General features: G+C 69.1%; 22 protein-coding genes. 14 read left to right on the top strand and 8 right to left on the bottom strand.

Going from position 1 to position 22,561, the window contains the following annotated elements:
• The first annotated feature begins 24 nt into the window (after positions 1–24).
• The 3 genes from purT to MRAB57_RS04955 are packed head-to-tail and all read left to right on the top strand — an operon-like array spanning position 25 to position 2,930.
• Positions 25–1,266, top strand: coding sequence for a formate-dependent phosphoribosylglycinamide formyltransferase (purT, locus tag MRAB57_RS04965; RefSeq protein WP_077086573.1), 1,242 nt, complete (start codon positions 25–27; stop codon positions 1,264–1,266).
• 19 nt (positions 1,267–1,285) lie between these two features.
• Positions 1,286–1,702 carry a rhodanese-like domain-containing protein gene (locus MRAB57_RS04960; protein ID WP_077086572.1) on the top strand — a complete coding sequence of 139 codons (417 nt, stop codon included), beginning with the start codon at positions 1,286–1,288 and terminating at the stop codon, positions 1,700–1,702.
• A 7-nt stretch (positions 1,703–1,709) separates the two neighbouring features.
• On the top strand, positions 1,710–2,930 hold the full coding sequence (locus tag MRAB57_RS04955; RefSeq protein ID WP_077086571.1) for an O-succinylhomoserine sulfhydrylase: 1,221 nt from the start codon (positions 1,710–1,712) through the stop codon (positions 2,928–2,930).
• On the opposite strand, the gene MRAB57_RS04950 is transcribed toward MRAB57_RS04955, so the two are convergent.
• Both MRAB57_RS04950 and MRAB57_RS04945 read right to left on the bottom strand, forming a co-directional pair.
• The gene (locus MRAB57_RS04950) at positions 2,927–4,303 is read right to left on the bottom strand and encodes an NAD(P)/FAD-dependent oxidoreductase (RefSeq protein ID WP_077086570.1); all 1,377 of its coding nucleotides are present in this window, start codon (positions 4,301–4,303) and stop codon (positions 2,927–2,929) included. The two genes, MRAB57_RS04955 and MRAB57_RS04950, sit on opposite strands and share 4 nt — an antisense overlap.
• Before the next feature lie 241 nt (positions 4,304–4,544).
• Entirely contained in the window at positions 4,545–5,339 is a 795-nt protein-coding gene (locus tag MRAB57_RS04945) for a UbiA family prenyltransferase (RefSeq protein WP_245835831.1), read from the bottom strand.
• A gap of 179 nt (positions 5,340–5,518) precedes the next feature.
• Here MRAB57_RS04945 and idi point away from each other — a divergent pair, with 179 nt between their 5' ends.
• Complete coding sequence (gene idi / locus MRAB57_RS04940; RefSeq protein WP_077086568.1) at positions 5,519–6,097, top strand: isopentenyl-diphosphate Delta-isomerase; 579 nt, start codon at positions 5,519–5,521, stop codon at positions 6,095–6,097.
• Between the two features lie 200 nt (positions 6,098–6,297).
• On the opposite strand, the gene MRAB57_RS04935 is transcribed toward idi, so the two are convergent.
• Together MRAB57_RS04935 and MRAB57_RS04930 are read right to left on the bottom strand one after the other, a co-directional pair.
• Positions 6,298–6,903, bottom strand: a complete 606-nt coding sequence (locus MRAB57_RS04935; protein ID WP_077086567.1) for a hypothetical protein — start codon at positions 6,901–6,903, stop codon at positions 6,298–6,300.
• 30 nt (positions 6,904–6,933) lie between these two features.
• Positions 6,934–8,118, bottom strand: coding sequence for an acyl-CoA dehydrogenase (locus MRAB57_RS04930; protein ID WP_077086566.1), 1,185 nt, complete (start codon positions 8,116–8,118; stop codon positions 6,934–6,936).
• 35 nt (positions 8,119–8,153) lie between these two features.
• Between MRAB57_RS04930 and MRAB57_RS04925 the strand changes: the two genes are divergently transcribed.
• The 6 genes from MRAB57_RS04925 (at position 8,154) to MRAB57_RS04900 (ending at position 13,510) form a co-directional block, all read left to right on the top strand.
• Positions 8,154–8,525, top strand: coding sequence for a DUF3054 domain-containing protein (locus MRAB57_RS04925; RefSeq protein WP_077086565.1), 372 nt, complete (start codon positions 8,154–8,156; stop codon positions 8,523–8,525).
• 6 nt (positions 8,526–8,531) lie between these two features.
• Positions 8,532–9,431, top strand: coding sequence for an SAM-dependent methyltransferase (locus MRAB57_RS04920; RefSeq protein ID WP_077086564.1), 900 nt, complete (start codon positions 8,532–8,534; stop codon positions 9,429–9,431).
• A 62-nt stretch (positions 9,432–9,493) separates the two neighbouring features.
• Positions 9,494–9,979, top strand: coding sequence for a GNAT family N-acetyltransferase (locus MRAB57_RS04915; protein WP_245835830.1), 486 nt, complete (start codon positions 9,494–9,496; stop codon positions 9,977–9,979).
• Positions 9,976–11,082 (top strand): LLM class flavin-dependent oxidoreductase, encoded by a 1,107-nt coding sequence (locus MRAB57_RS04910; protein WP_077086562.1) that lies wholly within the window; start codon positions 9,976–9,978, stop codon positions 11,080–11,082. Before MRAB57_RS04915 ends, MRAB57_RS04910 begins: the two co-directional genes overlap by 4 nt.
• Positions 11,079–12,197 carry an LLM class flavin-dependent oxidoreductase gene (locus tag MRAB57_RS04905; RefSeq protein WP_077086561.1) on the top strand — a complete coding sequence of 373 codons (1,119 nt, stop codon included), beginning with the start codon at positions 11,079–11,081 and terminating at the stop codon, positions 12,195–12,197. The genes MRAB57_RS04910 and MRAB57_RS04905 overlap by 4 nt, the downstream gene beginning before the upstream one ends.
• Positions 12,194–13,510 carry an NtaA/DmoA family FMN-dependent monooxygenase gene (locus tag MRAB57_RS04900; protein ID WP_077086560.1) on the top strand — a complete coding sequence of 439 codons (1,317 nt, stop codon included), beginning with the start codon at positions 12,194–12,196 and terminating at the stop codon, positions 13,508–13,510. The genes MRAB57_RS04905 and MRAB57_RS04900 overlap by 4 nt, the downstream gene beginning before the upstream one ends.
• Here MRAB57_RS04900 and MRAB57_RS04895 read toward each other — a convergent pair.
• Complete coding sequence (locus tag MRAB57_RS04895; RefSeq protein WP_077086559.1) at positions 13,507–13,842, bottom strand: YnfA family protein; 336 nt, start codon at positions 13,840–13,842, stop codon at positions 13,507–13,509. The genes MRAB57_RS04900 and MRAB57_RS04895 overlap by 4 nt on opposite strands.
• The gene (locus MRAB57_RS04890; RefSeq protein WP_077086558.1) at positions 13,839–14,591 is read right to left on the bottom strand and encodes an MBL fold metallo-hydrolase; all 753 of its coding nucleotides are present in this window, start codon (positions 14,589–14,591) and stop codon (positions 13,839–13,841) included. The genes MRAB57_RS04895 and MRAB57_RS04890 overlap by 4 nt, the downstream gene beginning before the upstream one ends.
• 29 nt (positions 14,592–14,620) lie before the next feature.
• Between MRAB57_RS04890 and fgd the strand changes: the two genes are divergently transcribed.
• The 3 genes from fgd to MRAB57_RS04875 are packed head-to-tail and all read left to right on the top strand — an operon-like array spanning position 14,621 to position 18,886.
• Positions 14,621–15,631 carry a glucose-6-phosphate dehydrogenase (coenzyme-F420) gene (fgd, locus tag MRAB57_RS04885; RefSeq protein ID WP_077086557.1) on the top strand — a complete coding sequence of 337 codons (1,011 nt, stop codon included), beginning with the start codon at positions 14,621–14,623 and terminating at the stop codon, positions 15,629–15,631.
• 11 nt (positions 15,632–15,642) lie between these two features.
• Positions 15,643–17,727, top strand: a complete 2,085-nt coding sequence (gene pta / locus MRAB57_RS04880) for a phosphate acetyltransferase (protein WP_077086556.1) — start codon at positions 15,643–15,645, stop codon at positions 17,725–17,727.
• The gene (locus MRAB57_RS04875; protein ID WP_077090395.1) at positions 17,717–18,886 is read left to right on the top strand and encodes an acetate kinase; all 1,170 of its coding nucleotides are present in this window, start codon (positions 17,717–17,719) and stop codon (positions 18,884–18,886) included. Before pta ends, MRAB57_RS04875 begins: the two co-directional genes overlap by 11 nt.
• 73 nt (positions 18,887–18,959) lie before the next feature.
• Here the strand turns inward: MRAB57_RS04875 and MRAB57_RS04870 are convergent, their stop codons facing one another.
• Positions 18,960–20,153, bottom strand: coding sequence for a DUF1501 domain-containing protein (locus tag MRAB57_RS04870; protein ID WP_077086555.1), 1,194 nt, complete (start codon positions 20,151–20,153; stop codon positions 18,960–18,962).
• Between the two features lie 11 nt (positions 20,154–20,164).
• Positions 20,165–21,481: a DUF1800 domain-containing protein gene (locus tag MRAB57_RS04865; RefSeq protein WP_077086554.1), complete on the bottom strand. Its 1,317-nt coding sequence runs from the start codon at positions 21,479–21,481 to the stop codon at positions 20,165–20,167.
• Positions 21,482–21,603: 122 nt separating this feature from the next.
• Between MRAB57_RS04865 and MRAB57_RS04860 the strand changes: the two genes are divergently transcribed.
• Positions 21,604–22,467, top strand: a complete 864-nt coding sequence (locus MRAB57_RS04860) for a hypothetical protein (protein ID WP_077086553.1) — start codon at positions 21,604–21,606, stop codon at positions 22,465–22,467.
• Positions 22,468–22,561: the final 94 nt, after the last annotated feature.

The raw sequence follows: 22,561 nt of genomic DNA, 5'->3' as shown, positions 1-22,561 counted from the left end.
TGCGGGCACACATATCCTTAGCTCGTGACCGATGGCGTGACCGAAGGACAGCATGAGCCCCTGCGGCCCCGAATAGTCCTGCTCGGATCCGACGAACTCAGCCGCGAGCTGGCGATCGCCCTGCGGCATCTCGGCGCCGAGGTGATTGCCGTCGACGACCACCCCGACGCGCCCGCGCACTCGGTGGCCGACCAATCGCTGGTGCTGCCGATGACCGATGACGGCGAGGTGTCGGCGCTGATCAAGCGGCTGCAGCCCGACTTCGTGGTGACGGCCGCCGATGCGGTTTCCGTCGACGCCCTCGAGTCGCTGGCGGCCGACCACGACCACGAGCTCACCGAGCTGGTGCCCAATGCCCGGACCGTCCGGCTCACCTCCGACCGCGAAGCGTTGCGCCGGCTGGCTGCCGACGAGCTGGGCCTGCCGACCGCGCCGTTCTGGTTCGTCGGGTCGCTGGGCGACCTCAAGGCGGTGGCCGCCCACGCCGGCTCGCAGCTGCTGGTCGAACCGGCCGCCGGGCCCGTCGGCGACCGGCGTTCGGTGGTCCGGGGGCCCGGCGACCTCGAGACGGCCTGGGAGCGGGCCGTGGGATCGGCGCCGCCCGAGCGGCAGCGGGTGCTGGCCGAGACGGTGGTAGAGGTCGAGTTTTACGTCACGCTGCTCGCAATCCGCAGCGAGGGCCCGAAGGGTCCGGTGATCGAGTTCTGCTCGCCCATCGGGCACCGCGGCGTCCAGGGTGACGTGCAGGAATCCTGGCAGCCGCAGCACCTGACCCCGGCCGCGACCGACGCCGCCAAGTCGATCGGGGCGCGGATCGTCAAGGCGCTCGGCGGCCGCGGCGTGTTCAGCGTCGAGCTGATGGTCAACGGCGACGAGGTGTACTTCGCCAGCATCAGCGCCCGGCTGCCGCAGACCGCCTGGGTGACGCTGCGCAGCCAGCGGCTTTCGGCATTCGAGCTGCAGGCCCGCGCGATCCTGGGTCTGCCGGTGGACACGCTGATGATCTCGCCGGCGGCCGCACGCGCGATCAACCGCGGGCGCGACGGCGACCGCGCACCGGCCGCCGGGTCGCTCAGCGCGGACGCGCTGGCCGGCGCGCTCGGTGTGCCGGAGACCGACCTCCGCGTGTTCGGCCGGGGCTCGACGCGGCAGCTGGGCGTGGCGCTGGCCATGGGCCCGGATGTCGCGGCCGCCCGTGACCGCGCCCGCGACGCGGCCGCCGCCCTGTCCGGTGCGGCGACCACGGATTCGCAGCGGCCCAGCTGAATATGCCAGACTCACGCGAATGAGCTACGCAGGAGACATCACGCCGCTGGACGCATGGAAGCTGCTCAGCGACAACCCTGACGCGGTCCTGGTCGACGTGCGCACCGACGCGGAATGGCGGTTCGTCGGGGTGCCGGATCTGTCCAGCTTGGGCCGCGACGTGGTCTACATCGAATGGAACACGTCCGACGGGCGCCACAACGAGAACTTCCTCAAAGAACTGCAGGAGCAGGTGCCGTCGGCGCAGGGGGAACGGCCGGTCGTCTTCCTGTGTCGCTCGGGCAACCGCTCCATCGGTGCCGCCGAGGTCGCCACAGAGGCGGGCATCGCCCCGTCCTACAACGTGCTGGACGGCTTCGAGGGAAATCTGGACGCGCTGGGACACCGGGGCGAAACCGGTTGGCGCGCACTCGGATTGCCGTGGAAACAGGGCTGATCCCGCGATGACCGATAGCGATTCGGTCCGCACCCCGAAGGCGCTGCCCGACGGCGTGGACCAAGCCACCATTGGAGTGCGCGGCGGACTGCTGCGGTCCGGGTTCGACGAGACCGCCGAGGCGATGTTTTTGACGTCGGGCTACATCTACCCGACGGCGGCCATCGCGGAGCAGTCGTTCACCGGCGAGGTGGACCACTTCGTGTACTCGCGCTACGGCAACCCCACCGTCACGATGTTCGAGGAGCGGCTGCGCCTGATCGAGGGCGCGCCAGCGGCATTCGCCACGGCCAGCGGCATGGCCGCGGTGTTCACCTCGCTGGGTGCGCTGCTGGGCGCGGGCGATCGACTGGTGGCCGCGCGCAGCCTGTTCGGATCGTGCTTCGTGGTGTGCAACGAGATCCTGCCGCGCTGGGGGGTCGAGACCGTCTTCGTCGACGGTGAGGACCTTTCCCAGTGGGAGCAGGCCCTGTCGGTGCCCACGCAGGCGGTGTTCTTCGAGACACCGTCGAACCCGATGCAGTCGCTGGTGGACATCGCCGCGGTCACCGAGCTGGCCCATGCCGCGGGTGCAAAAGTGGTGCTGGACAACGTCTTTGCCACGCCGCTGCTGCAACAAGGGTTTCCGCTCGGGGTCGACGTGGTGGTGTACTCCGGGACCAAGCACATCGACGGCCAGGGCCGGGTGCTCGGCGGTGCGATCCTGGGCGACAAGGAGTACATCGACGGCCCGGTGCAGAAGCTGATGCGCCACACCGGCCCGGCGATGAGCGCATTCAACGCCTGGGTGCTGCTGAAAGGCCTTGAGACACTTGCCATTCGCGTGCAGCACAGCAATTCTTCGGCACACCGCATCGCCGAATTCTTGGAGACGCATCCGGCGGTGAGCTGGGTGCGCTACCCGTATCTGGCGTCGCATCCGCAGTACGACCTGGCCAAGCGGCAGATGTCCGGCGGCGGGACGGTGCTCACGTTCGAGCTGAAGGCGGCCGAGGGCGCCGCCAAGCAGCGGGCCTTCGAGGTGCTGGACAAGCTGGCGCTGATCGACATCTCGAACAACCTCGGTGACGCCAAATCGCTTGTCACACATCCCGCTACGACGACACACCGGGCGATGGGCCCGGAGGGCCGAGCCGCGATCGGGCTGGGCGACGGCGTGGTGCGGATCTCGGTCGGCCTGGAAGGCACCGACGATCTGATCGCCGATATCGACCAGGCCCTCAGCTAGCCCGCCGCCCTTTCTCGGGCCTGCTCGGCCGCCTCGGCCTCCATCGCTTCCTGGGTGTGGGATTCCATCCAGTTCGTCACCACCCGGGCGTACATCATCTGGTTGGTGATGGCCATCTGGCTGCGCCCGTCGCCCAGGAAGGTGATGAACCAGGCGATCACCGTGGTGAACCTGTTCTTGAAGCCGACCAGATAGAGCAGGTGCAGCCCGAGCCACGCCAGCCAGGCGATGAAGCCGCCGAACTCCAGCTTGCCGACCTGTGCGACGGCGCTGAACCGCGAGATGGTCGCCATGCTGCCCTTGTCGAAGTAGCTGAACGGCTTTCGGGTCGCCGGGTCGTCGGTGCCCTTCACCATGTGCTTGATCAACGTCGTGGCGTAGTGCGCGCCCTGGATCGCGCCCTGGGCCATGCCGGGCACGCCGGGGAAGGACATCAGGTCGCCGACGATGAAGACGTTCGGATGGCCCTTGACGGTCAGGTCGGGCTCGACGATCACCCGCCCCGCCCGGTCGACCTCGGTGCCGTCGGACTGGTCGGCGATGATCTTGCCCAGCGAGCTGGCCTGGACGCCGGCGGCCCAGACCTTGCACGCGCATTCGATCCGGCGCTCGGTGCCGTCCTGGTCTTTCACCGTGAGGCCCAGGTAGTCGACGGTGCTGACCATCGCGTTGAGCTGGACCTCGACGCCCATCTTTTCCAGCCGCTGTTGCGCCTTGAGGCCCAGCTTCTCGCCCATCGGCGGCAACACCGCGGGCGCGGCGTCGAGCAGGATCACCCGGCAGTCGCGGGGCTCGATGGTCCGAAACGCCTGCTTCAGCGTGCGGTGGGCGAGCTCCTTGATCTGGCCCGCCACCTCCACGCCCGTGGGTCCGGCGCCGACCACGACGAACGTCAGCCGGCGTTCCCGCTCGACGGGATCGTCGGTGAACTCGGCGGCCTCGAACGCGCCGAGGATGCGCCCGCGCAGCTCCAGCGCGTCGTCGATCGTCTTCATCCCGGGCGCGTAGGTCGCGAACTCGTCGTTGCCGAAGTAAGACTGCTGGGCGCCGGCGGCCACGATCAGGCTGTCGAAGGGCGACACAGTCTCCATGCCCATCAGCTTCGATGTCACCGTGTTGGCCGTGAGATTGACGTCGCAGACCTCGCCGAGCAGCACCTGGACGTTCTTCTGCCGCTGCAGGATCAGCCTGGTGACCGGGGCGATCTCGCCCTCGGACAGGATGCCGGTGGCCACCTGATAGAGCAGCGGCTGGAACAGGTGGGTGGTGGTCTTCGAGATGAGGGTGACGTCGACGTCGGCGCGCTTGAGCGCCTTGGCCGCATTCAGCCCGCCGAATCCACTACCGATGACGACGACGCGATGGCGCGACATGCTGATCCCTTCCGGTGCCTGGCTTCCTTCTGGTTTCCATGGTCTCCGCAGCTCATGTACACCGTACGACTCCACGTGGCCGATGGATGTCGCAGTCGTGACGCCTCGCCTTTCGGCGGGCCGGTTGTTCTCGGTTACCCGTTTTCTGCGCGAACGACGACACGGCGAACCGGATGCGCAGGTGCGGGTGGGTTCGCCCGTGAAAGACGTTACCCGCGAATGTATTTCGTGGCCAGAGGCCTCAGGTGAGCGAGCACCCGCCCACGGCGAAGATCACGGTGTCGACGGCCCCGACGCCGATCACGGCCCAGAGCGGCACCTTGCCCCGGCCGCGGGTGGCGATCACGGCAAGCGGGATGGCGGCGGCCAGCCCCCCAAGCGCGAACCACGGGCGGCTCGAGGCCAGTAACAGCAGCACCGATGGCGACAGCACCAAGACCAGCACGACGCCGCGGGCTGCCGTGATGCCCCAGCGGGCGGTGATCTGCTGCGCCATGCCCTTGACGCCGGTGACCCGGTCGGCGGTGAGGTCGGGCAGCACGGTCGCGAAGTGGCCACCCACGCCGAGCAGGGCCGCGCCCGCGGTCGCGTACCACGTCGGCGCGGGATGACCCGGCAGCGTGCTCGCCGCGTAGGCGGGTATCAGGCCGAACGCGGGGACGAGGATGAGGCCATCGGCCGGTGTCGACTTCAGGACAAGGTTGTAGGTCCAGTTCGCGCCGACGATCACCGCCAGGACGATCGCGGTCGCCACGCCGATGGCCAGCGACATCGCCAGCGCCGCCAGCAGCGCCGCGAAGGCCGCGATCCACACCGCCCGCGCGCTGATCGCACCCGTGGCGATCGGCTTGTCCGTCCGCCCAGCTGCGGCGTCCCGGGGTGCGCCCGAGGCGTCGTTGGACCAGCCGACCGAGAGCTGGCCGGCCAGCATGGCGGGTGCGGTCAACACGGGCCCGAAGCCGTGCGGCGCCGCCTGCGCCGCCAACGCGCCGGTCAGGGCGCTGATGCCGGTCACCGCTATCGGATGGCCGGCCATGATCAGTGCTCGGGCGCGGATCAGGGCAGGGGCCGTTCGGCCGGTCTGAACCATCGTCGTCGGCCCCCTCCCATGCCTGCGCCCGGACGGCGACAGATGCCGTGGATCAGCGCGAGGTACAACAGTTGAGATGCTAATTCCGTGACGGAGCGTCGTAAATGTAGGAACGGGGGAGTGGCTTGAACAGTTCAGAGCCCGACAGCCGGGTCGTCTCGAGCGACGACGATCAGCTCATCCTGGTGGACAGCGACGACCACGAGGTCGGCTTCCTGGCGAAGGCCGACGCGCACCTCGGCAGCGGGACGCTGCACCGCGCGTTCTCGGTGTTCGTATTCAATCCGGCGGGCGAACTGCTCATCCAGCAGCGCGCGCAGAACAAGCGCCTGTGGCCGGGCTACTGGTCGAACACCTGCTGCTCACACCCGCGGTCGGGCGAGCAGGTGGACGACGCGGCCCCCCGCCGCTTGCGCGAGGAGCTCGGCCTCGCCGCGGAGCTGGACTTCCTGTTCAAGTTCCAATACCAGGCGCAGTACGACGCGCAAGGCGGCGAGCACGAGGTGTGCTGGGTTTACGCCGGGCGCAGCGCCGAGCAACCCCGCCCGAACGTGAACGAGATCGCGGCCTGGCGCTATGTCACGCCGGAGGCGTTGAACGACGAGATCGCAAGCGCGCCTGACACTTTCACGCCGTGGTTCAAGATCGAATGGGAGCGCCTGGTGCGCGATCACCCGCAGGTGCTGTCCCCGCGTCAGACGTAGAGAAACGAATAGGCCGACGCGTTGTTGGCCGGCTCGCGCTCGCAGAGCACGACGTCGCGAACGGCCCGCCGGATCGAGGCCGCGATGCGGTTCTTCAGAGCGGTCATGGCTGCACTTCCTCTCCGTCTTGTGTTGACGTCGAGATAGTGGGCCGCCCGCCTTGAGGAATCCTTTACGTGCAGGTAGGGGGCGTTTTCAAGTCACGGCCACGCGGACGCGTTGGTCTTGTAGTTGCCGCTGAGCGCGCTGCAGAAGTCGGAGTTCGTGCCGGCGAGCAGGACGGCATAGTCGCCGCCCTTCTTGTTGAAGTCCTGGGGCGGGTACATCCAGCTGCCGTTGCACATCGACATGGTGCTGCCCGCCGAAGGCCTGCGCCAGTTGGTCATCTCGCAGGCCTTCATCGCGTCGGTGTCCGGGTACGCGCTCTTAGGGATCACCAGCATCGCGCCGCCCCACAGGCCGTCGTTGCGCCGGTAGGCGCGCGCGCCGAATCCGGCGTTGTTGGCCTGGCATGCCAGCGCCCGCTGCAGCGCCATGAACGGGGCGGAGAGGTCGCGGTTCGCCAGACCTGCTGCGGCAGAGATGAATTGGGCAGCATCCGGGCCGTCGACCTCTTGGACTCCTCCGTCGTTCAGGCTCTTGAGTTGCTGCGTCATCTGCGACGCGTTACCGCCGCCGCCGATGATCGGCCCGCCGTTGGTGGGCGTCATCGGCGGCAGGGTGTCGGCGGCGCCCGCCGTCGCCGGCGTGCACAGGGCGGCCACGGCCAGCGCGCTGGCGGCGACGGGACCGATCCGCATCCTCATGATTCGTCAACGTAGCAGTCGGCGGCCATGTCAGCGAAAAGCGTCGCTGCCGGTGAACGCCTGGCCGAGCACCAGCTGGTGCATCTCGGGCGTGCCTTCGTAGGTCAGCACCGACTCCAGGTTCACCATGTGCCGGATCACCGGATACTCGAGCGATATCCCGTTGCCGCCCAGGATCGTTCGTGAGGTGCGGCAGATCTTGATCGCCTCGCGGGTGTTGTTGAGCTTGCCGAAGCTGACCTGTTCGGGGCGCAGCCCGACGGTGTCCTTGAGCCGGCCGAGGTGCAGCGACAGCAACTGGCCCTTGTGCAGCTCGATGGCCATGTCGGCGAGTTTGGCCTGCGTCAACTGGAATCCGGCGATGGGACGGCCGAATTGGGTGCGCTGCGTCGAATAGTCGAGCGCGGCCTGCCACGCGGAGCGGGCCGCACCCATCGAGCCCCAGATGATGCCGTAGCGCGCCTCCGACAGACAGGACAGCGGGCCGCGCATTCCCTTCGCGTCGGGCAGCATCGCGTCGGCCGGCAGCCGCACGTCGTCGAGCACCAGCTCACTGGTGATCGACGCCCGCAGCGACAGCTTGTGGTGGATGGTGTTGGCGGTGAAGCCCGGGGTCTTGGTGGGGACGACGAAGCCGCGGATCCCGTCGTCGGTGGCGGCCCAGACCACCGCGACGTCGGCGATAGATCCGTTGGTGATCCACATCTTGCGCCCGTTCAGCACCCAGTCCGAACCATCTTGTCGCGCACGGGTTTTCATCGCCGCGGGATCGGAACCGACGTCGGGTTCGGTGAGCCCGAAGCAGCCGAGCAGCTCGCCGGCGGCCATGCCGGGCAGCCACTGCTGCTTTTGCTCCTCGGACCCGAAGTTCCAGATCGCGAACATCGCCAGCGAGCCCTGCACCGAGACCATCGACCGGATGCCGGAGTCGGCGGCCTCCAGCTCGGTACAGGCCAGGCCGTAGTGCACGGCCGACGCGCCGCCGCATCCGTAGCCGTGCAGGTGCATGCCGAGCAGGCCGAGTTGGCCGAAGCCTTTGGCGAGTTCGCGGACCGGCAGATCGCCGATCTCGAACCACTCCGCGATGTGCGGCAGGACGTGTTCGGCGCAGAACTCCCGGGTGGTGTCGCGTACCGCGATCTCGTCGCTGGACAGCGATGCGTCCAGGCCCAGCGGGTCGCTGCGGTCGAACGCGGGTGGCGATTGTGTGCTCATGGGAATCAGCCTGCCACCTTGGGTAGTCTCGCTGCATGCAGCGGCTGGGGTGGCTGGCATCCCTCTTGGCGGACGTGGTGGGCGTCCTGGTGTTCTGCGCGGTGGGGCGGCGCAGTCATGCGGAGGGGCTCACGCTCGCCGGCATCGCCGCCACGGCCTGGCCGTTTCTCACCGGGACCCTCATCGGGTGGTTGGCGTCGCGCGGCTGGCGGCGGCCGACCGCGGTGGCGCCCACCGGGCTGACCGTCTGGGTGTGCACCGTGGTGGTCGGCATGCTGTTGCGCAAACTCAGCTCCGCGGGTGTGGCGGTCAGCTTCGTGGTGGTGGCCTCGACGGTCACCGCGCTGGTGTTGCTGGGCTGGCGGGCGGCCCTCGGGCTGGCGCTGCGGCGCCGCGCGGACGTCTGACCGGCGATGGCACGGACAGACCACGACACCTGGGATCCGGCCACCGGCGTCGGAATGACGGCGACGTTCGGCGCCGTCGTGCGGGCCGTGGCCACCAACAAGGGGCTGCTCGACGATCCGTTCGCCGAGCTGCTGGTGCGCGCGGCCGACGTGCACTACTTCACCCAAATGGTCGAGAACGAGCTGTATTCCGACGACGGCGCCAACTCCGTGACCGCCGGGCTCATCGCCGTTCTCGGGGCCTACACCCGGTTCCTCGACGACTACCTCGCGGACGCCGGGCGCGCCGGGATCCGCCAGGTCGTCCTACTCGGGTCGGGTCTCGACACCCGGCCGTATCGGTTGTGGTGGCCGCACGGGACCACGGTGTACGAACTCGACCAGCCGAGCGTCATCGACTTCAAGACCGACGTCCTGGTCGCCCTGGGCGCCGAGCTGACCGCGAGCCGCCGCGCGATCGGAGTCGACCTGCGTCAGGACTGGCTGGCCGCGCTGTACCGGGTGGGATTCGACGCCGCCCAGCCCACGGTCTGGATCGCCGAGAACCTGTTGGTCGGGTACCTGCCGCCGGACGGGCAGGATCGGCTGCTGCGGGATGTCACGGTGGCCAGCGCCCCGGGCAGCCGGTTCGCCGCCGATCACATCCCCACCTGGAACCCGTTGCAGCTGGAGGCCGGCCGCGGGTTCGTCGACCGCTGGCGGCAGTTCGGTCTGGACATCGACTTGGCCGAACTGATCTATCAGGGTGAATACCGCCATGTCCCGGCGAATCTTGCCGACCGCGGGTGGCAGACGGTCGAGTTCAAAGTCGCCGATTTGTTCGCCACGATTGGAATGGCGAACCGCTGGCGCGGGGGCCGAAAGGGCGATGCCATCACCCCCGCGTATGTCACGGCGACGAGGTAGGCGGGCCGATCGGCCGCAATGCTGCGGAATGCGAAGATCCGGCAGACGTTAAAAATGGGGTGGTGGCCAATATTGAGCTGAAGTTCGTCGCGGCCGCGCTCGACGACGCGGTGGCGCAGCCGTTGCTGGCCGAGCTGGCGGTGGAGTACTCGACGCGCTACGAGCGCCCGGTGCCGATGGTGCTGGCGTGGCTGAAGGACAACCCGTCCGACGAGTTCGCTCCGCCCGACGGGGGCATGCTGATCGGCCTGCTGGACGACCGGCCGGTCACCGGCGGCGGATTCCGCCGGTACGACGAGCAGACCGCCGAACTGAAGAGGATCTGGACCGACAGCGCGCACCGCCGGCGCGGATACGCGATGGCGCTGCTGGGCGAACTGGAAACCGAGATCGTGACCCGCGGCTACCGCAAGGTCTACCTGATGACCGGCGACAAGCAGCCGGAGGCCGAGGAGCTGTATCTGGCCACCGGATACACCCGGTTGCCGGGGCCGCTGCCGTCCGAGGGCCCGGTCTTCCCGATCGCGTTCGAGAAGTGGCTCGCATGACCGATCAGTTGCATCTGGGCGTCGCGCTGGACGGGTACGGGTGGGACCCGCAGGCGTGGCGGGCCACCCTGGCATCCGCCCCGGACACCGCGCCGGTGCTCAGCGGCCGCTACTGGGCCGGCCTCGCGACCACCGCCGAGCGCGGGCTGCTCGACTTCCTGACCATCGACGACTCGTTGATGCCGCAGCCCGGCCGCCGCGAGCGGATCGACCCGAAGCGGCTGGCCGGCCGTGGCGATGCCGTGCTGGTCGCGGCGCGCGTCGCGCCGGCGACCCGGCACATCGGGCTGATCCCGGTCGCGACGGTGACGCACACCGAGCCGTTCCACACCTCGAAAGCCGTTGCCACGCTTGACTATGTCTCGCATGGCCGGGCGGGCTGGCAGCCGAGGATCAGCTCGACGACGCACGAGGCCGCGCTGTTCGGCCGCCGCGACGGCTCGCTGGACGGTCTGTCGGACCTCTTTCCAGAGGCCGCGGACTACGTCGAGGTGGTGCGCCGGTTATGGGACAGCTGGGAGGACGACGCGATCATCCGGGACGTGGGCACCGGGCGCTACGTCGACATCGACAAGCTGCACTACATCGACTTCAGCGGAAACCGCTTCTCGGTCAAGGGCCCGTCGATCACGCCCCGCCCGCCGCAGGGTCAGCCGGTCGTCGCCGTCCTGGCGCACCAAGGGCCGGTATACGAATTCGCCGCCGCCAGCGGCGATCTCGTGTTCATCACGCCGAAGGACGAGGCCTCGCTGCGCGGCATCCTCGACGAGGTGTCGGCGGCCGGCGGCGCGGGGCTGAAGGTTTTCGCCGACGTGGTGGTGTCGTTCGGCGGCCCGGGTGATCCACGCTCCGATGCGCTCAACTTCACCGGGGCCGCAACGGAATTGGTGGACTTGCTGCTGGAGTGGCAGCGCCTCGGCATCGCCGGCGCGCGGCTGCGCCCCGCGGTCAACGCCACCGACCTGCCGGTGATCGTCGACGAGGTGGTGCCATTGCTGCAACGGGCCGGGAAGTTTCGCGAGACCTACCGCGACGGCGAAACGCTGCGCGAGCGGCTCGGCCTGCCGGTGGCACCCAACCGCTACGCAGGAGCCGGCCGATGAGCGTTCCCCTGTCGATCCTGGACCTCGCGCCGATCAGCGCGGGCGGCGACGCCGCGACGGCGCTGCGCAACACCGTCGACCTGGCCCAGCACGCCGAGCGCTGGGGCTATCGCCGCTACTGGATGGCCGAACATCACTTCGTCGGCGTGGCCAGCTCGGCGCCGGCGGTGCTGATCGGCCAGATTGCCGCCGCCACCAACACCATTCGGGTGGGTGCGGCCGCCGTGCAGTTGGGCTACACCACCGCCGTCGCGGTCGTCGAGAGCTTCGGCATGCTGGAGGCCTTCCACCCCGGCCGCATCGATCTCGGCATCGGCCGGTCCGGGCAGCGCCGTTCCGAGGACAACAAGCCGAAGAAGCCGAGACAGCCGCGCCCGCCGCGGGTGTGGCACGAGGTGGATGGCGTCGTCGTCCCGACCCCCTTCGACCTGCGCGGGCTGCTGGACATCGAACAGCTGCAGGCCACGATGGGTGTGCTGCAGCAGCCGGAGGCGTTGTCGCCCGACTTCACCGAGCAGGTCGACGACATTCTCGCCCTGCTGGAGGGCACCTACCGCGTCGGCAAGTTCGACGTGCATGCGGTGCCCGGCGAGCGAAGCGGGTTGCGGCCATGGGTCTTCGGCAGCACCCGGGGACAAAGCGCGCGGGTGGCCGGGGCGCGGGGACTGCCGTTCGTCGCCAGCTACCACATCACGCCGGCCACCGCGCTGGAGGCGATCGAGGCCTACCGCGACACATTCGTGCCGTCCGCGGCGCTGGCGAAGCCCTACGTCGTGGTCTCGGCCGACATCGTGGTCGCCGACGACACCGAGACGGCCAAGCACCTGGCCTCCGGCTACGGCCACTGGGTGTACTCGATCCGGACCGGGGTGGGCGCCATGCCCTATCCCGAGCCGGGCAGCAGCCCGCCGCTGACCGATGAGCAGTATGGCCTGGTAAAGGACCGGCTGGCAACGCAATTCGTGGGTGGCGCGGACGAGGTCGCCGAACGGCTGCGGGCGCTGCAGCGGGTCACCGGCGCCGACGAACTCGTCGTCACCTCGGTGACGCACCGCCACGAGGACCGGCTGCGCTCACACGAGCTGATCGCCAAACGCTGGGGGCTGAACCCGTGAGCCGCAAGCCGATTCACCTGGCGGCGCACTTTCCGGGCGTCAACAACACCACGGTGTGGACCGATCCCGGCGCCGGCAGCCAGATCGAATTCGAATCCTTCACCCACCTCGCCCGCACCGCCGAGCGCGGCTTGTTCGATTTCTTCTTCCTGGCAGAGGGGCTGCGGCTGCGCGAGCATCGCGGCCGGATCTACGACCTCGACGTCGTCGGGCGGCCCGACACCTTCACCGTGCTGGCGGCGCTGGCCGGCGTCACCGACCGGATCGGGCTGACCGGCACCATCAACACGACCTTCAACGAACCCTTCGAGGTGGCAAGGCAATTCGCCACCCTCGACCATCTGTCCGGAGGGCGCGCCGGGTGGAACATCGTCACGTCGTCGGACGCGTTCACCGGCGCGAACTTCCGCCGCGGCGGTTTCCTGAAGCATCCCGAGCGCTATCAGCGGGCCGAGGAGTTCGTCAACCTCGCCCGGCAATTCTGGGACAGCTGGGACGCCGACGCGGTGCTGGCCGATGTCGAGGGCGGAACGTACGTCGACCCGTCCGGCATCCACGCTGTCGAACACTCCGGGCCGCAGTTCGACGTTCGGGGTTTCCCGACGCTCCCGGTGGGGCCGCAGGGTCATCCGGTCCTGTTGCAGGCGGGCGACTCCGACGAGGGCCGGGCGTTCGGTGCCCGGTACGCCGATGCGTTGTTCACGCTGCACGGCTCGCTGGAGGACGGCCAGCGCTACTACGCCGACGTCAAGGGCCGCGCCAAGGCGGCCGGCCGAGACCCGAACGAGCTCAAGGTGTTTCCGGCCGCGACGTTTGTGCTCGGTGACACCGACGCCGAGGCGCGGGACAAGGCGCACCACATTCGCCATCAGCAGGTCAGCGGCGCGACGGCGATCGCGATGCTGGAGCAGGTGTGGGGCCGCGAGCTTTCCGGCTTCGATCCCGAAGGCCCGCTGCCCGACTTCGATCCCGTCGTCGAAAGCGACATCACCCAGGGGCGGGTCCGCCACGTCGACCCGGTCGCGGTGGCCGGCCGCTGGCGCGAACGCGCCGTGGCCGAGAAGCTGTCGATCCGCGAGCTGATCATCGCGGTCACCAGCCGTGAGCAGTTCGTCGGCACCGCAACAAGGATCGCCGACGAGATCGACCGCTACGTCCAGGCCGACGCCTGCGACGGCTTCATCCTGGTGCCGCACCTGACGCCGCACGGCCTCGACGAATTCGTCGACCGCGTGGTGCCGCTGCTACAGGAACGTGGCGCCTACCGCAGCCAGTACAGCGGCGAGACGCTGCGGGATCACCTGGCCGCCTAGCGGGTGCGCGGCGCGTACATGATGACGCCGACGCCCAGCAGGCAGATCAGCGCGCCGGCGATGTCCCAGCGGTCGGGGCGGAATCCGTCAAAACCCATGCCCCACAACAGCGATCCGGCGACGAAGATGCCGCCGTAGGCGGCCAGGATGCGGCCGAAGTGGGCGTCCGGCTGCAGCGTGGCGACAAAGCCGTAGGCGCCCAGCGCGACGACGCCCCAGCCCACCCACAGCCAGCCGCGATGTTCGCGGACGCCCTGCCACACCAGCCAGGCGCCGCCGATCTCGAACAGCGCCGCCAGGACGAACAACGCGATCGACTTGGCAACCGTCACCGAACGCCGGCCTTCTCCAGCGCCGCATCCGTCGCTTCGCGGATGGGACCGCGCCACAGCGGGCCGTGACCCGGTGCCAGGACCTCGGTCTCCAACAGCGCCAGCGCCGAAAGGGTTCGGATGCAGTCCTGCTGGCTGTAGCTGAAGATCGCCGGCAGCAGTTGCGGCCCGTCGTGGCGGATCAGCGGGTGCCCGGTGATCAGCGCGTCGCCGCTCGCCAGCACGCCGTCGACCAGGTACGAGCAGTGGCCATTGGTGTGGCCGGGGCTGAAGACGGGCCTCGGGTGGCCGGGCAGCCCCGCGGCGATTTCGGGCGTCAGCGGCTGGGTGGTCGAAATGCCGTCGCGGATCAGGCCGCCGCTGCGCACCACGTGCGCCGTCCACACCGCCCACCGGGGCCGCCAGATCCGCAGCGCCAGATCGACGATCGACACCTGCTCGAGGTACTCGCGCTTGGCGTGGCCGACCTCGTCGGCGTGGCAGTAGACGGGGGTGCCGTGCTCGCCGGCGAACCAGATCGCCGAGCCCAGGTGGTCGATGTGGGCATGCGTCAGCAGGATGGCGCGCACGTCGCCGGGGCCGTAACCGAGCGCGCGCAACGAGGCCAGCACGTCGTCGCGGTCGCCCGGGTAGCCCGCGTCGATCAGCAGGACGCCGGTGTCGTCGACGACCAGCGTCCAGTTGACGGCCTCGCCCTGGGCGAGGTGCACGGTGTCGGTTACTTGAACAAGCGCCGGTGCAGGTCCCATGCCGAACACTGTAGGAGTAGAAAGAACGGGTGGCTGAACTGAAACTTGGATATAAAGCGTCCGCCGAGCAATTCGCACCGCGCGAGCTCGTCGAACTGGCTGTTGCCGCCGAAGCGCACGGCATGGAGAGCGCCACCGTCAGCGACCATTTCCAGCCGTGGCGCCACAAGGGTGGACACGCTCCGTTCTCGCTGGCCTGGATGACCGCCGTCGGCGAACGCACCAAGAAGCTGGTGCTGGGCACGTCGGTGCTCACCCCGACGTTCCGGTACAACCCCGCCGTCATCGCGCAGGCCTTCGCCACCATGGGGTGCCTGTATCCGAACCGCATCTTCCTTGGCGTGGGCACCGGCGAGGCGCTCAACGAGATCGCCACCGGATACGAGGGCGAGTGGCCGGAGTTCAAGGAGCGCTACGCGCGGCTGCGCGAGTCGGTGCGGCTGATGCGCGAACTGTGGCTCGGCGATCGTGTCGACTTCCAGGGCGAGTACTACAAGACCAAGGGCGCCTCGATCTACGACGTGCCCGAGGGCGGTATCCCGATCTACATCGCCGCGGGCGGACCGCAGGTGGCCAAGTACGCCGGGCGCGCCGGCGACGGCTTCATCTGCACCTCCGGGAAGGGCGAGGAGCTCTACAAGGACAAGCTGATCCCCGCGATGCGCGAGGGCGCCGAGGCGGCGGACAAGAACCCCGACGACATAGACCGGATGATCGAGATCAAGATCTCCTATGACACCGACCCCGAACTGGCCCGGGAGAACACCCGGTTCTGGGCGCCGCTGTCGCTGAGCGCCGAGCAGAAGCACAGCATCGACGACCCGATCGAGATGGAGAAGGCCGCCGACGCGCTGCCGATCGAGCAGATCACCAAGCGCTGGATCGTGGCGTCGGATCCCGACGAGGCCGTCGAAAAGGTCGGTCAGTACGTGAAGTGGGGCCTCAACCACTTGGTGTTCCACGCACCCGGTCACGACCAGCGCCGATTCCTGGAGCTCTTCGAAAAGGATCTGGCGCCCAGGTTGCGACGGTTGGCCTGACAGGCGCGCGGGTGCCCGGGGGGTCCGCATCCGCGATCTACATCGCGGCGCCGGAGCCGGAGACCGGCAAATCGACGATCGCGCTGGGGCTGCTCAATCGGCTGACGGCGACGGTCGCGAAAGTCGGTGTGTTCCGGCCGATTACGAGGCTGGACGAGGACCGGGATTACATCCTGGAATTGCTGTTGACGCGCACCACCGCGGGCCTGTCCTACGAGCAGTGCGTCGGCGTGACCTACCAGGAGCTGCACGCGGACAGCGACGCCGCGATCGCCAGCATCGTCGACGCGTATCACGCGATGGCCCAGGCGTGCGACGCGGTGGTGATCGTGGGCAGCGACTACACCGATGTCGCTGGGCCGGCCGAACTTTCGGTCAACGCGCGGATCGCGGTCAACCTCGGTGCCCCGGTGCTGCTGGCGGTGCGCGCCAACGGCCGCAGCGCCGACCAGATCGCAGGTGTCGTCGAGGTCTGCTTGGCCGAGCTGTCGGCGCAGCGCGCCCACACCGCGGCGGTGGTCGCCAACCGGTGCGATCCGGCCGAGATCGGTGCGGTTGCCGAAGCGCTGCACATGTTCACCCCGCTGGGCTACGTGCTGCCCGAGGAGCCGCTGCTGCTGGCGCCGACGGTGGCCGAGCTACAGACGGCGGTCAACGGCAGGCTGCTCAGCGGCGACGCCGAACTGGTCGACCGCGAGGCGATGAGCGTGCTGGCGGCCGGCATGACCGCCGACCACGTGCTGGAACGGCTGCGCGACGGCATGGCGGTGATCACCCCCGGCGACCGTTCCGACGTCGTGCTGGCCGTCGCCAGCGCCCATGCGGCCGAAGGGTTTCCGTCGCTGTGCTGCCTGATCCTCAACGGCGGCTTCGACCTGCACCCGTCGATCTCCCGCCTGGTGTCCGGCCTGCGGCTGCGCCTGCCGATCGTCGCCACCCCGCTGGGCACCTACGACACGGCCAGCGCCGTCGCCGGGGCCCGCGGCCGCGTCACCGCGAAATCGCAGCGCAAGATCGACACCGCGATCGAGCTGGTGAACAACCACATGGATGTCGCGGATCTCATTGCGCAGCTGGCCATTCCGATCCCCACAGTGACCACCCCGCAGATGTTCACCCACCAGCTGACGCAGCAGGCGCGGGCCGACCGCAAGCACATCGTGCTTCCCGAAGGCGACGACGACCGGATCCTCAAGGCGGCCGGGCGGGTGCTGAAGCGCGGCATCGCCGACCTGACGATCCTTGGCGACGAAGCCCAGATCCATTTGCGCTCAGCCGAACTCGGCGTGGACCTGACCACCGCAAAGATCATCAACCCGCGCGGCGGGGACCTGTGCGAGCAATTCGCCCAGCAGTATTCCGAGCTGCGCAAGGCCAAGGGCGTCAGCGTCGAGCGGGCCCACGAGATCATGCACGACGTCTCCTATTTCGGGACCATGCTGGTATTCAACGGCATGGTCGACGGCATGGTTTCGGGCGCCGCGCATACCACCGCGCATACCGTCCGTCCGGCCTTCGAGATCATCCGGACCGTTCCGGACGTCTCGACGGTGTCCAGCATCTTCCTGATGTGCCTACCCGACCGGGTGCTGGCCTACGGCGACTGCGCGATCGTCCCGGACCCCACCCCCGAGGAGCTCGCCGACATCGCGATCAGTTCGGCGCGCACCGCGGCGCAGTTCGGCATCGAACCCAAGGTGGCGATGCTGTCGTACTCCACCGGCGACTCGGGAACCGGCATCGACGTCGACAAGGTCAGGACCGCAACGGCATTGGTGCGGTTGCGCGATCCCCAGCTGCTGGTCGAGGGCCCCATCCAGTACGACGCCGCGATAGAACCCTCGGTCGCGGCCACCAAGCTGGCGGACTCGCCGGTCGCGGGGCACGCCACGGTGCTGATCTTCCCGGACCTCAACACCGGCAACAACACCTACAAGGCGGTGCAGCGCAGCGCCGGGGCGATCGCGATCGGTCCGGTGCTGCAGGGCTTGCGCAAACCGGTGAACGACCTGTCGCGGGGCGCGCTCGTCGAAGACATCGTCAACACGATCGCGATCACGGCGATCCAGGCGCAGGGTGTACGCGATGGCCGGTGACACTGTGCTGGTCATCAACTCCGGCTCTTCGTCACTGAAATTCCAGCTGGTGGAACCCGATTCGGGCGAGGCACTGGCGGGCGGCATCATCGGGGAGATCGGCGAGCCGTCGGGGCGGGCCGCCGACCACGAGGAGGCGCTGCGCCTGGCGTTCACTCAGCTGGCCGAGGACGGCATCGACCTCAAGACCTGCGGCCTGTCTGCCGTCGGGCACCGCGTGGTGCACGGGGGCAAGGCTTTCTACCGGCCCACGCTGCTCGACGACGACCGGATCGCCGAGCTGGAGAAGCTGTCGGAGCTTGCCCCGCTGCACAATCCGCCTGCGTTGCAGGGCATCAAGGTGGCGCGCAAGCTGTTGCCGGACGTCGCGCACATCGCCGTGTTCGACACCGCCTACTTTCACCACCTGCCCGCCGCGGCCGCGACGTACGCGATGAACCGGGAGCTGGCCGACCGATACCAGATACGCCGCTACGGATTTCACGGCACGTCGCACCAGTACGTCAGTGAGCGGGCGGCCGCCTTCCTGGACCGGCCGTTGGATTCGGTGAATCAGATTGTGCTGCACCTGGGTAACGGCGCCTCGGCGTCGGCCATCGCGGGCGGGCGGCCGGTCGACACCTCGATGGGCCTGACGCCGCTGGAGGGCCTGGTGATGGGCACCCGCAGCGGCGACATCGATCCCGGCGTCGTCAGCTACCTCTGGCGCAGCGCCAATATGAGTGTCGACAAGATCGAGTCGATGCTCAACCACGAGTCGGGCGTCTGGGGCTTGGCCGGTGAGCGCGACTTCCGCCGGCTGCACTCGATGATCGAATCCGGCAACAGCTCGGCACAATTGGCCTACGGCGTGTTCATCCACCGGCTGCGCAAGTACATCGGTGCGTACCTGGCGGTGCTGGGTCACACCGACGTCATCAGCTTCACCGCCGGCATCGGCGAGAACGATGCGCTCGTGCGCCGCGACGCGGTGACCGGCCTGGGCGAGCTGGGCATCGTGCTCGACGAGGACCGCAACACCGCCGACGGCAAGGGGGTGCGGCGGATCTCCGCCGACGACTCCCGGGTCGCCGTCCTGGTGGTCCCCACCAACGAGGAGCTGGCCATCGCGCGGGATTGCATGGCCGCGCTCGCGCAGCTAGAGGAGTTTCCGCGTTGAGTGTGCGCGTAGGGCGGAGTACGTCGGCGTGTCGCCGCCAAACACGCACACTCAACGCCAGGGAGGCACACGGTTAGACGAAGCCGAGACTCTTTCGGCCGGTGCCGACCGACGGCGTGGGGTCGGTTCCGACGGTCCGCGACAGCAGCTCGTGGTAGACATCCCGAAAGTCGGTGCTGTACTTCAGGTCTCCGCGGTCGAGGTTGCTCAGGCTGGGCTCCTCGCCGTAGAAGCCGCCCTTGACGGGGGCGCCCGCGATGAAGACGGGGCCGGCGGTGCCGTGGTCGGTGCCCTGGGACGCGTTGGCCGCCACCCTGCGCCCGAACTCCGAATACGCCATCAGGACGACGTTCTTGCCGTGGCGGTCGCCGGCCATGTCGCGCAGGAATGGGGTCACGGCCTCGTCGAGCGTCTGCAGCTGCCGCTGCTGGGTGGCTCGCTCGTTGGCGTGGGTGTCGAATCCGCCGAGCTGCACGGTGTAAACCCGGGTCGGCACGCCCGCGCGCACCGCGGCCGCCACCGTGGCGAGCTGGGCGGCCAGCGAATTATGTTCCCCGGAGGCGGGTTTGACCGATTCGAATGTCTTGTTGGCGGTGCGCGCCGCGCGGTAGGCCTTGCACACCGCGGCCATCGCCGGAGTATCGGAGGGGTCGTCGGCGCCCAGCGCTGTCATGATGGTGTCGAACCTGTCCGCCTGCTTGGGTGGTACGCGCGTGGTGGAAAGAGCTGCGGCCGTGTACTTCTCGCCGACCGCGAGCGGGGGCAGCACCGGCCCGATGTTGACCGCGCGCAGCGGGTCGTCGCCGGTGGCGTCGAGCCAGCGGCCGATCCACCCGGTCGAGACGGGCTCTGCCGGAGACGCCGTCTGCCAGATGTCCATGGAGCGGAAGTGGCTGTGATCGGGCTGCGGGTACCCGACGCCGCGCACGATGGCCAGCTGGCGCTGGGTCCACAGTTGGGCGAGCCCCTTCAGCGCCGGGTTGAGGCCCAGCTGCGAGTCCAGCTGCAGCACCTCGTTCGGGGCGTACGCGAGCTCTGGGCGTGCGTCGTGATAGGCGTTGTCGCCGTACGGGATCAGGGTGCTGATGCCGTCGTTGCCGCCGTAGAGCGTGACGAGCACCAGCACGCCGGCGCCGTCGGCCAGCGGCCGATCCTGGGCCGCGCGCAGCAGCTCGGGCCAGTTGACCGCGACCGGCGTCGAGAGCAGGCCGGCGGCGCCCGCGCCGGCGCTGGCGATCAGGAATTTTCGGCGATTGATCTCGGGCATGGTGTGTCTGCCTAGGACGTCAGGTATTCGGGTGTGTTGACGGCGGCGGCCACCAACTGCGGCGGGTTGCGCACCAGGGGTTCGAGCGCGTCGACGGTCCGGTCCGACCACGCCCCGACGCCGATCGCATAGCCGACCGCGTCCATGCGCTCGCCCGGCGCGGCGCCCTCGATGCCGGACAGGTCGGCCAGGTGGGCGAGCCGGCTGGCGGCGCGCAGCCGGGCCTCGGCGCTGGCCGTGGACAGCCACACCTGGCCGTGCGGCCATCCGCCGACGCTGGGCGGGTAGAACGGGCGCTGGCCCAGCGCCCGCAGCGTCGTGTCGGCCAGCTTCACGTTCGCGGGCTGGTCGAGCGGCACCCGCAGGGCCCGGAGCACGCCGACGAGCCACTCGATCGGCGTGTTGACGACAGCGGCCCGGGCGCCGGTGAAGTCGTCGTCGGTGAGGATGGCCGCGGTGAGTGCGCGCAGGTTGCGGCCCGGGCCGTACGCGGAGACCAGCCGGTCCAGCGTCTGGGGCTGGGGCGGTTCGTCGGAGGCCAGCTGCTGCCACAGCCGCCCGGCGACATAGCCCGCCGACTTGGGTTGGGCCAGCACGGCATCGCAGAATCCGGCCGCGTCGAAGTTGCGGCTCCGGCCGAACAGGGTCTTGGGCCCGGCGTCGTGGCGCTTGGGTAGCAGCGACGTTCGGCCGTCGGGATCGATCACCCAACCCGTCAGGGCGCGGGCGCCGGCGCGCACGTCGTCCTCGGTGTATCCGTTGCCGTGACCGAGCGCGAACAGCTCCATGAATTCCCGGGCGAGATTCTCGTTGGGCGCCTTGGCCGTATTGCTCTGGCCGTCCAGCCAGCGCAACATCGCCGCATCGGTCAGCATGGTGTACGCGAGCGCGCCGAAATCGCCCAGCGACCCGGTGCGCAGCTTCTGGTTCTGCGCGGCCATCCGCGCGGCGGCCCGGACCTTCTGCGCCGACGTGGCGAAGTGGTTGTGCCACAACAGCGTCAGCTTCTCGTGGATCGGGTTCTGCACTACCGCCATGCGCTGCAGCCACCAGTCGGACAGCACGCGCTGCTGCTCGGACAGGCCCTGGTTGTATTCCTTGCGGGCGGCCGGCGTGGCGCCCTTGCCCGGTGCGCGAGGCGTCGCGAACGAGGGCATCGGGGTGGCCTTGGCGCCCGGGTCGGCGTCGGGATCTGCGCCCAGCATGGCGTCGACGTACGAGGGCCAGTCCCGGCCGAGGGCCGCGTCGACCTCGGGCCCGGTCACGCCGAATCCGGCCCGGCGCAGCACGCGGGCCGTGGCTACCCATCGGCTGGACTGCCCAGGCATGCGTTAACTGTGCGGCGTCCAGCTGAAAATTGGCTGAGCTTTCTTGCGTATTTCTTGCGTCGCTGCATACGGCCTGTGGATGGACGAAATCGCGCGCGGCGCGAACGTGGGAGTGTCGCGACATGGCAGACGTCGAATACCCGTTCATCGGCAGCGAGGCACTGAAAAGCGGGAAGCTGAACCGCCATCAACTACGGACGCGTTACCGCGCGGTGTTGCCCAATGTGTACCTGCCAGAGCATATCGAGCCGTCCCTGGAGCTGCGCACCGTCGCGGCCTGGCTCTGGTCCGGCCGCCGCGCGGTCATCTCCGGTGCGGCGGCCGCGGCGCTGCACGGCGCGCAGTGGATTCCCGACGGCGTCCCGGTCGAGCTGGTACACGCGAATCCCCGTGCGCCGCACGGCGTGCTGACACGGCGCGGTGTGCTGGGCGACGGTGAGACCCAGCAACTGGGCGGATACCCGGTCACCACACCCGAGCGAACGGCGTTCGACATCGGCCGGCGCGGTGCCGTGCATTCGGCGGTTGCCAGGCTCGACGCGCTCGCGCGCGCAACGGGTTTCAAAATCGACGACGTGCTGCGCGTCGCGGAGAATCATCCGCGCTCGCCGGGACTGCGCAGCCTGGAAACCGCGCTGGAGCTCGTCGACGCCGGGGCGCAGTCGCCGCGGGAGAGCTACCTGCGGCTGCTGCTCATCGATGCGGGTCTGCCCCGGCCGCAGACCCAGATCCCGGTGGTCGGCGCCGACGGAATGCCGGTCGCCTACCTGGACCTCGGTTGGGAGGACCGCATGGTCGCGGTCGAATACGACGGCGACCATCATCGCAGCGATCGACGCCAGTACGTCAAAGACATCCTTCGGATGGAGACCCTCGAGCAGATGGGCTGGACCGTCGTCCGGGTCGTCGCCGAGGACAGCCCCGCGTCAGTGCTACGCCGTGTGCGCGCTGCGCTCGCGGCTTCGACTGTGCAACAGCGTATTTGAGTGTGCGCGTGGGGCGCGGTCCGTCGGGCGTGTCGCCGCCCTGGGTGCACACTCAACGGGCGCCCTGGGCGCACACGCGACGGGAGGCGCGACG

Source organism: Mycobacterium rhizamassiliense (genome assembly GCF_900157375.1).
GTDB lineage: Bacteria > Actinomycetota > Actinomycetes > Mycobacteriales > Mycobacteriaceae > Mycobacterium > Mycobacterium rhizamassiliense.
The sequence above is the reverse complement of the archived record's forward strand: the minus strand, read 5'-3'. Positions and strand labels throughout refer to the sequence as shown.